Origin of the sequence: Paenibacillus hamazuiensis, from assembly GCF_023276405.1 — a bacterium.
Taxonomy (GTDB): domain Bacteria; phylum Bacillota; class Bacilli; order Paenibacillales; family NBRC-103111; genus Paenibacillus_AF; species Paenibacillus_AF hamazuiensis.
This window is the reverse complement of the sequence record NZ_JALRMO010000001.1, coordinates 7,864,674-7,877,960: the sequence shown is the minus strand read 5'-3', so window position 1 is coordinate 7,877,960 and position 13,287 is coordinate 7,864,674. Positions and strand designations below refer to the sequence as shown.

Below are 13,287 nucleotides of genomic sequence, written 5' to 3'. Positions count from 1 at the left end.
CCTTCGCGACCGTTCGACATTATGTAAGCGATGTCAGCATACTTAACAACTTTTTAACTGAAATTGCAGGCGGATTATGGTATATTAAAAATTGTATGAAAAACAAAGAATTCACAGGAGGTCAATTTTAATGGTAAAAAAGTTTGCAGCGATCAGTTTGTCCGTCCTTATGGCTGCGGGAATCGTTGCCGGATGCGCAAAGAAAGAAGCGGCTCCGCAGCAAGGCGCGACACCGGCTCCTGCCAAAACCGCAAGTCCTGCTCCGCAAGGCGGCACCTTCGAACCGAAGGAGCTCAGAGTTCAGTTCGTTCCTTCGCAGCAGGCGGAAACGCTCGAAGCCAAAGCAAAGCCGCTTGAAAAATTGCTGGGGGACAAGCTTGGCATTCCGGTGAAAGTATCCGTCTCCACGAACTACAACACCGTTATCGAAGCGATGGCTTCCAAGCAAGTCGATGTAGGCTTCCTGCCTCCGAGCAACTATGTTGTTGCCCACGATGACAAAAAAGCGGCCGATCTGCTGCTTCAAGCACAGCGTTTCGGCGTAGACGACGCAACAGGCCAGCCGACGAAAGATCTTGTCGACTTCTACAAATCAATGATCATCGTCAAAGCGGATTCCCCGATTAAGGACATTAAAGACCTGAAAGGCAAAAAGATCGCATGGCAGGACGTTACGTCCTCTGCGGGTTACATTTACCCTGCAATCCTTCTTAAGAAAAACGGCATCGATCCGGATAAAGACGTTACCGGCATTACGGTAAAAGGTCACGACAAAGGCGTTCTTGCCGTTCTGAACGGCGATGTGGACGCTGCAGCCGTGTTCCAGGACATCCGCGCGCAAATGAAGGATGTGCCGGACGCCGTTCAAAAAACCCGCGTACTTTCCTTTACGGATAAAATTCCGAACGATACGATCTCCGTTCGTTCCGACATGAGCCAAGCCTGGAGAGATAAAATCTCGCAAGCGTTCATCGATCTCGGGAAAAACGAAGACAGCCGCAAAATCCTTGTCGACATTTACTCCCACCAAGGCTACGTCAAGGGAGACGACAAAAACTTCGATATCGTTCGCCAAGCTGCGAAAGAAATCGGACAGAAGAAGTAATCATATCCTTGGTGACATCGGTCACGAGCGAAACTTAAAAACCGGGAGCGGGGCTCCCGGTTTTTTTGCGCATTGCGATAGATTGACCTGCTACTGCGGTGCAAGCACGGGCTTACTGTTCGGTAAGCACGACCGGCCCGTCCGCCGTAATCGCGACCGTATGCTCATATTGCGCGGACAAGCTCCCGTCGGCCGTTCTTGCCGTCCACCCGTCCGCTTCGATGTACATGTGATGGCTTCCGGCGTTAAGCATCGGTTCGATCGTGAACACCATGCCTTCCTTGAGGCGAATGCCTTTGCCCGGCTGCCCGACGTGCATGTAGTTGGGCTCTTCGTGCAGGGAACGGCCGATGCCGTGGGCCAATAGATCCCGTACGAGCGAGTAACCGTGCCCTTCGGCGTGCGACTGGATAGCGTGAGTAACATCGCCGAGGCGGTTCCCCGGGACGGCTTGCCGAATGCCCGCATCCAGGCATTCCTTGGCTACCTGCATAAGCGACCGCGCCTCCTCCGATATGCGGCCAACCGCATAACACCAGGCCGAATCGCCCAGCCAGCCGTCAAGCTCGGCAACGATGTCGATTTTGACGATATCCCCTTCCTTGAGCGGCTTTGCCGACGGAAAGCCATGCGCAATGACATCGTTCACGGACGTACAGGTGGCAAAGGCGTAGCCGTTATATCCTTTGGTGTAGGGTCTTGCCCCGAGCTTCGTCATATGCTTCTCCACGATATTGTTCAGCTCAAGGGTGCTGACCCCCGGACGGACATAAGGAGCGATGGCCTTGTGGCATTCGGCAACGACGGCTCCGGCTTTTTTCATCTGTTCGATTTCATGAGGGGTTTTAAGAATGATCATAACTCCGCCTCCGATACGCCGAAGCCGGCAAACAGGACATCGACAACCTCGTCAAGGTGCTTGGCATCGTTCCGGTGATGGATATACAAGCCTGCACAGCCGACAAGCGCACCGATCATAGCGTTTATCCGCCGTTCCGCCCATTCGTTCGGGTTATTCCCGGACTGTGCTTCAAATCCGTTCCCCGCATTCGCCCGTTTCCGTTTCTCATTAAAATCATGTCTTTGCATCGCTTCCACCATCGGACGGTACAGTTCCTCCTGAAAGCGCGCGAGCACAAGGTCATAACGCTCATCCGGAAGCTGGTGGAAATTTTCGGCCACCATTTTATACAAAATAAACACCGCCGGTTCCTTGACCCAAAGCTGCACCAGCCGTTTGCATATTTCCTTAAGCTCCGTGCCCTGGTTGTTTTCCGAAGCATGATGGATGACGGTTTTTGCCTGATCCAGCGCATGGTGGAACAGATCGTCAAACAGCTGCAGCTTGTTTCTGTAGTAATGGTATACGGTTCCGTAGCCTAGACCGGCATGCACCGCAACGTCCCGCATTTCCATGACGTACCCTTTATCCAAATACACTTCGGCCGCCGCCCTGATGATTTGCTGAACTCTCATCCAGCGAATTTCCTCGTTTTGCTCTTTCGTTCGTGGAGACACCCGGCGTCCCTCCTTTTTTTTGACCTACTGATATGTCGATATAAAATATACAACTTTTTCCGGCAAAAAGCAACGGGCAGGTACTAGATCAAGTTAGTACTTACGCCTTATCCGGCTTCGATTTTACAATAAATCCGTAACCTGCATTTGGAAATAAAGAGGGGAATCCAGCATGAACACATTATCATCGTCTTTGCCGCTGCGAAGCAATCGGGCTCTTCTGTGCATGACAGCCGTCTACGGCGCCTTCTGGGGGTGGATGGCTGTCTCTCCTTCGAGCCGATACGATTGGTTCCTGGAAAATCTGCTCATTTTCGCCACACTTATCGCTCTTGCCGCAACGTATCGCAGGTTCGCGTTTTCCAATCGCTCGTATGCGATGACCGCGCTGTTTTTGGCGCTGCATACGTGGGGGGCGCATTACTCCTACGGCTCCATGCCGATCGAAGCTTGGCTGCAGAGCATCACCGGGTCGACAAGGGACAATTACGACCGGATCGTTCATTTCTGCTACGGCCTGCTGCTGGCGCATCCGATTTTCGAGTTTCTGCTGCGTTATGCGAAGCTTGGGCGGGGGACCGCTTATATTTTTTCAGCGACTGTCATCCTCGCTTCCGGCGCATTTTACGAGCTGATTGAAATGTGGGTCGCTCATTTGGTCGCTCCGGAGATCGGCACGCTGTTCATCGGCACGCAAGGCGACGAATGGGATACGCAGCACGACATGGAGCTGGCGCTGTACGGAGCGATCATCGCGTTGTCGGTTACTGCCGGAATGAGGAGAATGATTGCTCGCAAATTAGTTTAATAGTATGATAGACGCATATACTGGAGCAAACCAACGTCAAATTGGAAGAAACCAAAAAAAGAACTGAAGCAGGACATCGCCGCGCTCGCCTCGAAGATGGAACAACAGGAGAAGACATTCACCTACAGATCAAACATTCACGAATATAGCATTGATATACTCCACCCGCGAGCAATTGAAAATGAAAGCCGACATTGAACAGTAAAAAAGCAGATTATAATTGACCGCCCGACGGAAGTCGGGCTTTTTCTTTTTTCAAACAAAAAGAGCGCTCCACGAGGAACGCTCAATCGGTACATATTCATTGTCAGCGGCCCGGATTATACCAAGCGCTTGCGGATATAACCGGAGATCAAGTCGATAATCGTCACAAGTACAATAATGCCGAGCAAGATGATGCCGACGCGGCTCCAGCCCCTCGCTTCGAGGGCGAAAACGAGCGGCGTGCCGATACCGCCGGCGCCGATCATCCCGAGAATGGATGCGGAGCGTACGTTAATTTCAAAGCGGTATAACGTGAATGAAAGGAATTCCGGCAGCACTTGCGGAATGACGGCGAACCATAGCACTTGCAAACGGTTCGCACCACAAGCCGTAAGCGCCTCCGTCGGGCCTAAATCCATATTTTCCAGCGCCTCAGAGTACAGTTTGCCAAGCATTCCGATGGAATGAAGCCCCAAAGCAAGCACACCTGCAAATGGAGTAGGGCCTACAGCTTTAATAAACAATATCGCCATTACCAGTTCCGGAAACGTCCGGATCAAACTCAACATAAATTTACCGGACGCTGTCACCGCTTTGAATCTGCTCATATTATTGGCTGCCCAGAAAGCAAATGGCACGCACAATATTGCCGAAATGAACGTCCCCAGAATCGAGATCGCCAACGTTTCGATTAGCTTGGTAATCAGGTCTTCTCCTTCAGAAAGCCACTGGAGAAAACCCATCCCTTCAGGTATGTAGACATATTTCCAGTCAGGGTTGAACAATCCTTTCAGGATAGCATAAGAAACCTGGCCGGCGGTTTCCTTAATGCCGGAAAATTTTATTCCGCTAAATGACCATATATAAACTAACAAAATAAACAGGGCGACTAGCCAAAATCGAATGCGATAGCGCGGCGAAGTTTTCAAAGTATCGTTCCTCATAACAGCTTCTCCCGAAGTTTAGTACTCGTGTAATCGATGATAAGCACGATAGCCAGCGTCACCAGGATGATCGTGGAGGTGCGATCATACCGCAGTTGGTTGAGAGTCCGGTCCAGAAAAAGCCCGATCCCGCCGGCGCCGACCAAACCGAGCACGGCGGCCGCTCTAATATTGACTTCGAACGTATAGAGCACGTAGGCGGTAAACTGTGCCAGCACCTGCGGAACGACACCGAAATGAATCCACTGCAGCTTGTTTGCACCTACCGCGGTCATTGCTTCCAGAGGACCCGGGTCAATAGCTTCAATCGACTCGTATAAGAGCTTGGCTACAAGACCGAAGGAAAAAAACACAAGCGCAAGTACCCCTGCCACTGGACCAATTCCGAATATAGCTACGAATACGGCGGCAAACAACAAGTCGGGAATTGAACGAACCAGGTTCAATATGATCCGGGATACATAGATAAGCAATGGGGATTTCGTCACATTGCCTGCTGAAAACAAAGCGATCGGGATGGCGAGCAGCGCGCCGATTGTGGTACCGACCACCGCCATCTGAATTGTTTCCAATATGGGTCCCCAGATGACATCCAGATAACTCCAGTCAGGCGGTACCATTTCCACAAGCAGCTTACCCATTTCCGGAGTCCCGGTAAAGAGCGAAGTGAGGCTCGCGTCCGTCTTATAAGCGCTGCCCCAAAGCAGCACGACGATCAAAATCAAAGTGAGGTACGTTTTGGTGCGGTCCGGCTTTTTCAGGACGGCTGCCGCAGCCCCGCCGGTTTGCTTTTTGCCGGTATCGGCCATCAGTCCGCCACCCCCAACAGCTCGTCCTTCTTGATCGCCCGTCCGTAAATTTCCGAAAACTTTTCGTCCGTCGCCTCGGAAACCGGTCCGTCGAATACGACTTGGCCGGCGCGCAAACCGATGATCCGCGTCGCATATTCCCGTGCCAAATCGATAAAGTGAAGGTTGACGATCGTTGTAATGCCGAGCTCCTCGTTGATTCGTTTCAGGTCGTCCATAACCTGGCGCGTCGTCAAAGGGTCAAGGGAGGCGACAGGCTCGTCGGCTAAAATGATTTTCGCCTCCTGCGCAAGCGCTCTGGCGATGGAGACACGCTGCTGCTGACCGCCGGACAATTCATCGGCGCGGGAATACGCCTTTTCCTTGATATTGACTCTCTCGAGCGCTTTGAGGGCAAGGTCCACATCGTGTTTCGGGAACAATCCGAGTACGGTGCGCAGCGTGGAATGGTAGCCTACCCGTCCCGACAGCACGTTGCGGAGCACGGAGGAACGTTTCACAAGGTTAAAGCTTTGGAAAATCATCCCGATATCCCGGCGCATGCGACGAAGCTCCGCTCCGCTGGCCGCGGTGATCGATTTGCCGTCGATGAGAATTTGACCGTCGGTAATTTCATGAAGGCGGTTGATCGAACGCAGCATGGTCGATTTGCCCGCGCCGGACAAACCGACGATGACGACAAATTCTCCTTTATGAATAGTCAAGTTAATGTTGTTCAAGCCGACTGTTCCGTTAGGATAAACCTTGGAAACATTTTTAAACTCGATCATAGGCTACCCACTTTCATCCCAATGGTATATAGTTAACGGAAATATATTCGACATTGCTCGTCATTTTCCTTTTAGAGCGGGATAAATCAATAAAACCTTAAATTTCCTGGGTAGTTTGCCCCATTTCATCCACCGGCATCCGTTTTTTGCCATTTACAAACAAAAGACGAGTGCCGACAAAGCCGCAGGTCCGCAGCAGCCGGCGGATCGCGTTGTCGCACTCGTTTCATTTTGAAAAGCGTCTTACATATCAATATGGCGAATAACTCATGTTCCAAACTTTTAACCTTCTAAAGTTTTTTCCGTAAATCCGCAGCCTCTTTCTGCGATGCCGCTTCGTACGGAGCCAAGCCTGCGATGCCGTAAAGCTTGTTCATATCGAGATGCGCGCGGACGTGCTCTGCGAGCCGGTCGAAGGCGAGGGATTGGCGGCTGCGGAAAGAAAGCACCGTTTCGAGCGCCTCCAGGCCTTTGGCTTTGCGAACTCCGTCGAGCCAGTGTCTGCGGAACGCATCGTTATGAAAAATGCCGTGCACGTACGTCCCCCATATGCGCCCGTCCTCCGAAATCGCTCCGTCCTCGCGGTCCTGCAGAGAAAACAGCGAATGAACCGCTTCCAGCCGCGTCGTTTGGCCCATGTGGATTTCGTAGCCTTCGACGGGGATTCCTTGCCGGCCGGACCACTCGGGATGTCTGCAGGCAACGATGCCGCTGACTCTTTCGGTCCGTTTTTCCTTATAAAATAGCGTCTCCAGAGGCAAATAGCCGAGTCCCTCCGCTTCCCCTTGCTCCGATTCGACTTGAAACGGATCGCTCAGCTTGCGGCCGAGCATTTGATAACCTCCGCAGATGCCGACGAGACGGCAGCCGCTTGCCGCAAGCCGGTCGATGGCTCCGGCAAGTCCGGATTGCCGCAGGAAGGCGAGATCGTCCAGCGTATTTTTCGAACCGGGCAAAATGACGATATCGGGCTCATGAAGCTGATCTGCGCTTTGCACGTAACGGACGGATACATCAGGCTCGGCCGCAAGCGGATCGAAGTCGGTGAAGTTGGAAATACGAGGGAGACGGATGACGGCGATGTCCACGTCTTTGCCGGCGGTTTCCGCAGCGCTCTGCGGCCGCTCCAGCACAACCGAATCCTCCGCTTCGATGTCGAGGCTGGGCAGATGCGGGATCACGCCGAGCACCGGGATGCCGGTGCGCTGTTCCAGCCAATCGAGCCCGGGCTGAAGCAAGCTGATGTCCCCTCGGAATTTGTTGATGATAAACCCTTTCACCCGGCTTCGCTCGTGCGGTTCAAGCAGCTCCAGCGTGCCGACGATGCTTGCGAACACGCCGCCGCGGTCGATGTCGGAGACAAGCACGACGGGGGCGTCCGCCCATTCCGCCATGCGCATGTTGACGATGTCGCGGCTTTTCAGATTGATTTCGGCGGGACTTCCCGCCCCTTCGATCACAACGACGTCGTACTGCGAGCGAAGCCGTTCGAGCGCTTCCTTGACAATGCCTGCGGCGAGCGGCAAATACTCCTCGCGGTACCGCCTCGCGCTCATCTCTTCGTGCGGCTTGCCGTGCACGACGATTTGCGCCGTCATCTCCCGGGTCGGCTTGATCAAAATCGGGTTCATATCGGTCGTGGCCGCGATGCCGCATGCCTCCGCCTGAACTCCCTGCGCACGGCCGATTTCTTTGCCGTCGAGGGTGACATACGAGTTGAGCGCCATGTTTTGCGATTTGTAGGGCGCCACCTTCAGGCCGTCCCGGACAAAAATGCGGCACAGCGCGGTCGTCAGCACGCTTTTGCCCACGTCGGAGGCGGTGCCTTGAATCATAATCGTCTTGGCCCGCTTCAAGCTCATCCCTCCTTCTATGAAAACAATTGTTTTGCAAGCTCAAGCTCATAGGTCTGGCCGTGGCCGACGGCGATGTCCCAGAAAGGCTTGTGCAGCGCGCGTGCCAGCCACGCGCGAATCGGTCCGCCGTGTGAGACGATAAGAACCGGCCCGTTATGCCGCTTGCCGATGTCGGCCATAAACAGATTCATGCGCTCTGAGATTTGCTTCAGGGACTCTGTTCCGCCCGGAGGAGGTATCGTTTCGAAACGGTCGTACCAGGCGATCAGCTCTTCCGGGCAAACCCGCAAAGCTTCTTCGTAAGTGAGCCCCTCGATGCGGCCGAAGTCCGTTTCCCGCAGCCGGGCGTCGTATGCGATAGCGTGGAGTGGTGAGAGCCCCTTGGCGGCCGCCTGCATCTCCTGCAGGATCAGCTCCGCCGTCTCGGCTGTCCGCTGAAGCGGGCTGGAGTAGATCGCCTGAAAGCGAAGAAGCGCCAGCTTGCGGCCGAGCTCCGACGCTTCGAGTCGCCCCTGTCCGTTCAGCGGCTCGTCGGTGCGGCCGAGGTAACGCCGCTCGGCGTTCCAGTCCGTGACGCCGTGGCGTACGAGCATGACGCGGCAAGCCGGGGCCGGTTCCTTCGCTGCGTCGGGATGTCCGCCCGCTCCGGGTATCCGCCGGCTCACCGTCTTTCCTCCAGCGCGCCGGAAAGCGCGGCAATAAGCCGCTCGTTCTCATCGCGCGTCCGCACGGCGATGCGGAAATACGTGTCGTCCAGCCCGCGGAACGTGGCGCAGCGCCGGATCAAGATGCCTCGGCGGGCGAGCCGACGCTGCAGCTCGGACGCGTCCGGATGCCCTTGGCCAAGCCGGACGAGCAGGAAATTGGCCGCGCCATGGAAAGGCCGGCAGCCGAGCTTCGCCAGCTCGGCGAGCAGCCGAGCGCGCTCGGTCGCTATGAGCCGCCTCGTGCGCTCCGCGTAGTCCGTGTCGCGCAAGGCGAGAACGCCGGCTTTTTGCGCGAAATGATTGACGCTCCACGGAACCTGCAGCCGTCTCAACTCCTGAATGCGGGCCGGATGCGCCGCCGCATAGCCGAGCCTCAGGCCGGGAATCGCATAAAACTTCGTCATCGAGCGAATGACGAACACATTCGCTCGCTGCGCCGCCTCGCGGATTAGCGTCACATCCTCTTCGTCGGGGAAAAAATCGATAAACGCCTCGTCCATCACAACAGCGGTTCCGTGCCGTTCGGCATGCTCCAGCAGATCATGAAGGCCGCTGCGCTCCCAGCGCGTCCCCGTCGGATTGTTCGGCTGGCCGAGGAACAGCAGATCCGCCCGCGCAGCCGCATCCAGCAGCGCCGAAATATCGGGCACAAAGTTGTTGTCGGCTTGGGTGTAGACGGGAACCACTTCCGCTCCGCATTTTTCCGCCGCTTCCCGGTATTCGATAAACGCCGGCTCGACGAGTGCCACAGTGCCGGGCGTCACCGATCGCACAATAAGATCGATCAATTCCGCCGCCCCGTTTCCAACCAGGATCGCCTCGGCCGCTATCCGATGGACCGCCGCAAGGGCGGAGCGCAGCTCGCGCACCTCGGGGTCCGGATACCGCACGATCGCCTCCCACTCTTCCACAAGCAGCCTCTGCAGCGCCGGGGGCGGCCCCAGCGGATTGATATTGGCGCTGTAATCGAGCCCTTGCCCGGGCATGTGCCCGTACAGCTCGGCCGCCGTGGCCCAGTCTCCGCCATGGCCGTTTTTTTCCAGCATGATTTATCCCCCCCATTCTGCTGCCGCGTAAACGGCGGCGACCAGCCCCGCCGCTTCCACGGCTTCATTCAGCGCCCCGTACGTATCGCCGGTCCAGCCGCCCAGCCTGCGCATAACGTAACGGGCAAAGGCGAAGCCGGCGGCCAGCTGCCCGGCCGCGACGGCTCCCCATAACGGCCACGGCGCAAGGAAGGCTGCCGCTGCGCACCAAACGGCGCCGACAGCCAGGAGCATCGTGCGCCCCCGGGCATCGGCCAGAAGCGCCCCGAGCCCGTTCGGTCCGCCGATATAGGGCCGGCGCACGATCGCCGCCGCCATACACCAGCGGCTTATGGCCGGGACGGCAAGCAGCACGGCCGGCAGCGTTCGGGCGGCAAAACCGGGATGGGACGCGGCATATGCAAGCAGCTCGTACAGGCAGATCCATTTGATCAGTAGCAGCAGCACGGCGGCGATAACGCCCATCGCCCCTACGCGGCTGTCCTTCATGATCTCCAGCATCCGCTCGCGGCTTCTGTGGCTGAGCAGCCCGTCGGCCGCATCCATCCAGCCGTCCAGATGAAGCCCGCCGGTCAGCGCGATCCACAGCACCAGCAGCAATGCCGCATTCAGCAGCGCCGGCGCTGCCGGAAGAAGCCGCGCTGTGAGAACGAGCAGTGCGCCGATCACGATGCCGACCAGCGGGTAAAACGCGACGCTGCGGCTGACGGTCCGCCCGTCGTATGGCACGGAAACCGGCAGCGGAATCCGGGTCAGAAACTGCAACGCTACGGTAAGCGCCTGAAAAGCGGATACGATTTGCCGTTTCATCGAGGGTTGCCTCCTTCCGCTCATCAGCGCCACCAGGCGACGCCCAGCGATGCGCAAAGCGCCGTCATGAGCAGCGAAACCGCCGCATACATGATGCGGATCGTGCGCGGAATGTCCTCCGGCACGATGTCGCGGAGCGCATCGCCCATGCGGGCGCGCACCGAGATGTCGCCGCCGTAGCGGTTTTCGCCGCCGAGCTGGATGCCGAGCGCGCCCGCCACGGCGGCCTCCGGGATGCCGCTGTTCGGGCTCGGATGCTTCGCCGCGTCGCGGCGCATTGCGAGCCACGCGCCTTTTGCGCAAAGCGGGCGGATAAGCAGCGTGACAAGCCAAAGCAAAAGCCCGGTGATTCGCGCGGGTATGTAATTCAGCACGTCGTCGAGCCGGGCCGACGCCCAGCCGAAATAGCGGTATTTGTCGTTTTTGTAGCCGACCATCGAGTCCAGCGTATTGACCGCACGGTAAAGCAAAGCGCCGTATACGCCGCCGATCAGCGCGTAAAAGAGCGGCGATACGATCGCATCGACGATGTTTTCGGCGACCGTTTCGACAGCCGCCCGCGATACCTCGCGTTCGGACAGCAAATCCGTATCGCGGCCGACGATATAGCCGACGTATTTGCGCGCCTCGTCCAAACGGCCCGCCGCAAGCGGTTCGTACACAAGCATCGCGGCGTCCCGCAGCCCTTTCGCGGCTATCGTCGTGGACGTCAGCCAGACGGTCAACGCTGCGGCGGCGTACGGATGGATGCGTGAAGCGAGCGCGATCAGGCCGGCGGATAAGGCGAACGTAACGGAGAGCACAAATACAACAAGCGCAATGCCGCTGCACGTTTGCCGCCACGGCGGATGAGCGGGCCGGCGAAAATGCCGGTCGAACCAGCCGATCAGCTTGCCGAAGCCGACGACCGGATGAGGCAGCGCCCGCGGATCGCCGACGAGCAAATCGACGGCAAGCGCTGCGGCCGCAAGCGCTATCGAGTCCATGGCGGATCCGCCCCTTCCGGCCGCCACGCCATTTGCCGCAAATTCAGCGGCATGCCGCAAACGACGTAAAACACGTCGTCCGCTTCCTGCGCGAGCGTCTGGTTCGCTTGACCCGCGATGTCGCGGAATACCCGCCCGAGCGGATACTCGGGCACGAGGGCGTGCCCGACCTCGTTCGTCACGAGCACGGAGGAGAACGGAGCCTGCCTTAGGCGATCGGCAAGCTTCTTCACCCGCTGCAGGATGCGCTCCTCCGCCTCCGGCTCCGCCCACCGTTCTTCTCCGTCCGGTCCCGGCTCCAGCAGCAAATTGCTGATCCACATCGTGACGCAGTCGATCAGCACCGTACCCGTCGGCGCCGTTTCCTGCAGCTGCGCGATCGCATTTTCCAGGTCATAAGGCGCCTCTATCGTACGCCATTCCTTGGGCCGCCGCTCCCGGTGAAGTGCCGCGCGCCGCTCCATTTCCTCGTCCCACAGCTGGGACGTGGCGATATAGATCACGGGACCGCCGCTACGTGCGGCCAGCATTGCAGCGTAACGTTCGGCAAAGCCGCTTTTTCCGCTGCGGGCCCCGCCGGTAACGAGCGCCATTCCGCCGCGGCCGGCCGGGTCTGATGAAGTCTCGCGCAGCATAGGCGCCTCCTTTTGGCATGGGTTTATCCTTGATTCGACAAAAAAACGAACATACATTCCGCAATTATCTTTAAAACGGCAGTTCGGCAGGATAGGGGAACTGGTTCCTCTATGTCGCCGAAAAACGCAGGCGGGCCGTAAAAAACCGGGAAATAGGAAACCTCAGTTCCGCTAAACCTTGAAAAAACCTCGGAAAAGCTGTTATAGCGAACTGCAGTTCCGTTATTCGCAGCAAAAGCTTAACCCGAACCGGGCGGGATGGCCGGCATGTGTTTGACCACCGTCATGCGACGCCACACCGCGCGCTGCGAGCTGCCTGACCTTCCGCCGTGCAGCGCCGGAACGCATGCCGGGAGAACCGTGTGTTAGTAGCTCCTTGCTCAAGCCGAATGACCGGCCGCTCCGCAGCTACGAGCCCGGGGCTTTGACTGGCCCCGCGGGCGCCCATCCTTTTGTATTTCCGCCACTTTGGTAATCGTGTATGATGGAAAGTAGATCTCATTGTGACTTTTGAAAGGAGCATTTAATCCATGTCTGTGTTTGACGTGTTAAAAAGACGCCGGGCCGTCCGCAGCTACGAGCCCCGCGAAATCGAGGACGGCTTGATCGCCCGCCTGCTCGAGGCGGCTACTTTGGCGCCGAACGACCGGCTGCGCGAGCCGTGGCATTTCTATGTCGTGCGCGGCGAAGCGAAGCGGCGCTACGAGCAGATGGCGTCGGAATATTTGCAGGAGCGTTTTCCAACCAAGCCGCACCTCGTAAAGGAATCGCTCGCCGTGCTCGAAACGACGCCGCTGATGATCGTCGTCACGGCGGATATGATCCCCGGCGACGAGGCTTCCTCCGAGGACAACGAGTATGCCGCGGCCTGCGCGATCCATTCGATGTGGCTGGCTGCTCAGGAGCTCGGACTCGGACTCGTCTGGAGAACGCGCGGCGTCGGGCTCGTGCGGGACGAGCGGCTGCAGCGGTTTATCGGTTCCCCGGAAAACCGCAAAATCATCGGCACCGTGTTTGTCGGCTACCCCGCTGCGGAAACGCCGGCTACGGCCCGGACTCCTTTTGCGGAGAAAACAACTTGGCTGTGAC

General features: G+C 57.3%; 14 protein-coding genes. 3 read left to right on the top strand and 11 right to left on the bottom strand.

The features are described from left to right. Positions 1-130: 130 nt before the first annotated feature. A complete protein-coding gene (locus tag MYS68_RS34770; RefSeq protein WP_248930118.1) occupies positions 131-1,105 on the top strand; it encodes a phosphate/phosphite/phosphonate ABC transporter substrate-binding protein in 975 nt (324 codons plus the stop codon). A gap of 112 nt (positions 1,106-1,217) precedes the next feature. Here the strand turns inward: MYS68_RS34770 and map are convergent, their stop codons facing one another. Together map and MYS68_RS34760 are read right to left on the bottom strand one after the other, a co-directional pair. Beyond that, positions 1,218-1,964 carry a type I methionyl aminopeptidase gene (gene map / locus MYS68_RS34765; protein WP_248930117.1) on the bottom strand — a complete coding sequence of 249 codons (747 nt, stop codon included), beginning with the start codon at positions 1,962-1,964 and terminating at the stop codon, positions 1,218-1,220. Beyond that, entirely contained in the window at positions 1,961-2,623 is a 663-nt protein-coding gene (locus MYS68_RS34760; RefSeq protein ID WP_248930116.1) for a TetR/AcrR family transcriptional regulator, read from the bottom strand. Before MYS68_RS34760 ends, map begins: the two co-directional genes overlap by 4 nt. Before the next feature lie 172 nt (positions 2,624-2,795). On the opposite strand from MYS68_RS34760, the gene MYS68_RS34755 reads away from it, so the two are divergent. Next, on the top strand, positions 2,796-3,431 hold the full coding sequence (locus MYS68_RS34755; RefSeq protein WP_248930115.1) for a DUF2238 domain-containing protein: 636 nt from the start codon (positions 2,796-2,798) through the stop codon (positions 3,429-3,431). 320 nt (positions 3,432-3,751) lie between these two features. Here MYS68_RS34755 and phnE (MYS68_RS34750) read toward each other — a convergent pair whose 3' ends face one another. From phnE (MYS68_RS34750) to cobU, 9 genes are all read right to left on the bottom strand, one after another. Beyond that, a complete protein-coding gene (gene phnE, locus MYS68_RS34750; RefSeq protein WP_248930114.1) occupies positions 3,752-4,579 on the bottom strand; it encodes a phosphonate ABC transporter, permease protein PhnE in 828 nt (275 codons plus the stop codon). Beyond that, on the bottom strand, positions 4,576-5,388 hold the full coding sequence (gene phnE, locus MYS68_RS34745) for a phosphonate ABC transporter, permease protein PhnE (protein ID WP_248930113.1): 813 nt from the start codon (positions 5,386-5,388) through the stop codon (positions 4,576-4,578). The genes phnE (MYS68_RS34750) and phnE (MYS68_RS34745) overlap by 4 nt, the downstream gene beginning before the upstream one ends. Further along, complete coding sequence (gene phnC, locus MYS68_RS34740; RefSeq protein WP_248930112.1) at positions 5,388-6,158, bottom strand: phosphonate ABC transporter ATP-binding protein; 771 nt, start codon at positions 6,156-6,158, stop codon at positions 5,388-5,390. The genes phnE (MYS68_RS34745) and phnC overlap by 1 nt, the downstream gene beginning before the upstream one ends. A gap of 290 nt (positions 6,159-6,448) precedes the next feature. After that, a complete protein-coding gene (locus MYS68_RS34735; protein ID WP_248930111.1) occupies positions 6,449-8,020 on the bottom strand; it encodes a cobyric acid synthase in 1,572 nt (523 codons plus the stop codon). 8 nt (positions 8,021-8,028) lie between these two features. Then, positions 8,029-8,679, bottom strand: a complete 651-nt coding sequence (locus tag MYS68_RS34730; RefSeq protein ID WP_248930110.1) for a histidine phosphatase family protein — start codon at positions 8,677-8,679, stop codon at positions 8,029-8,031. After that, the gene (gene cobD, locus MYS68_RS34725; protein ID WP_248930109.1) at positions 8,676-9,767 is read right to left on the bottom strand and encodes a threonine-phosphate decarboxylase CobD; all 1,092 of its coding nucleotides are present in this window, start codon (positions 9,765-9,767) and stop codon (positions 8,676-8,678) included. The genes MYS68_RS34730 and cobD overlap by 4 nt, the downstream gene beginning before the upstream one ends. A gap of 3 nt (positions 9,768-9,770) precedes the next feature. Next, entirely contained in the window at positions 9,771-10,577 is an 807-nt protein-coding gene (gene cobS / locus MYS68_RS34720; protein WP_248930108.1) for an adenosylcobinamide-GDP ribazoletransferase, read from the bottom strand. A 23-nt stretch (positions 10,578-10,600) separates the two neighbouring features. Continuing rightward, a complete protein-coding gene (gene cbiB, locus MYS68_RS34715) occupies positions 10,601-11,563 on the bottom strand; it encodes an adenosylcobinamide-phosphate synthase CbiB (protein WP_248930107.1) in 963 nt (320 codons plus the stop codon). Continuing rightward, positions 11,551-12,198: a bifunctional adenosylcobinamide kinase/adenosylcobinamide-phosphate guanylyltransferase gene (gene cobU, locus MYS68_RS34710; protein ID WP_248930106.1), complete on the bottom strand. Its 648-nt coding sequence runs from the start codon at positions 12,196-12,198 to the stop codon at positions 11,551-11,553. Before cobU ends, cbiB begins: the two co-directional genes overlap by 13 nt. 530 nt (positions 12,199-12,728) lie before the next feature. On the opposite strand from cobU, the gene MYS68_RS34705 reads away from it, so the two are divergent. Further along, positions 12,729-13,286 (top strand): nitroreductase family protein, encoded by a 558-nt coding sequence (locus MYS68_RS34705; protein WP_248930105.1) that lies wholly within the window; start codon positions 12,729-12,731, stop codon positions 13,284-13,286. Position 13,287 lies beyond the last annotated feature (1 nt).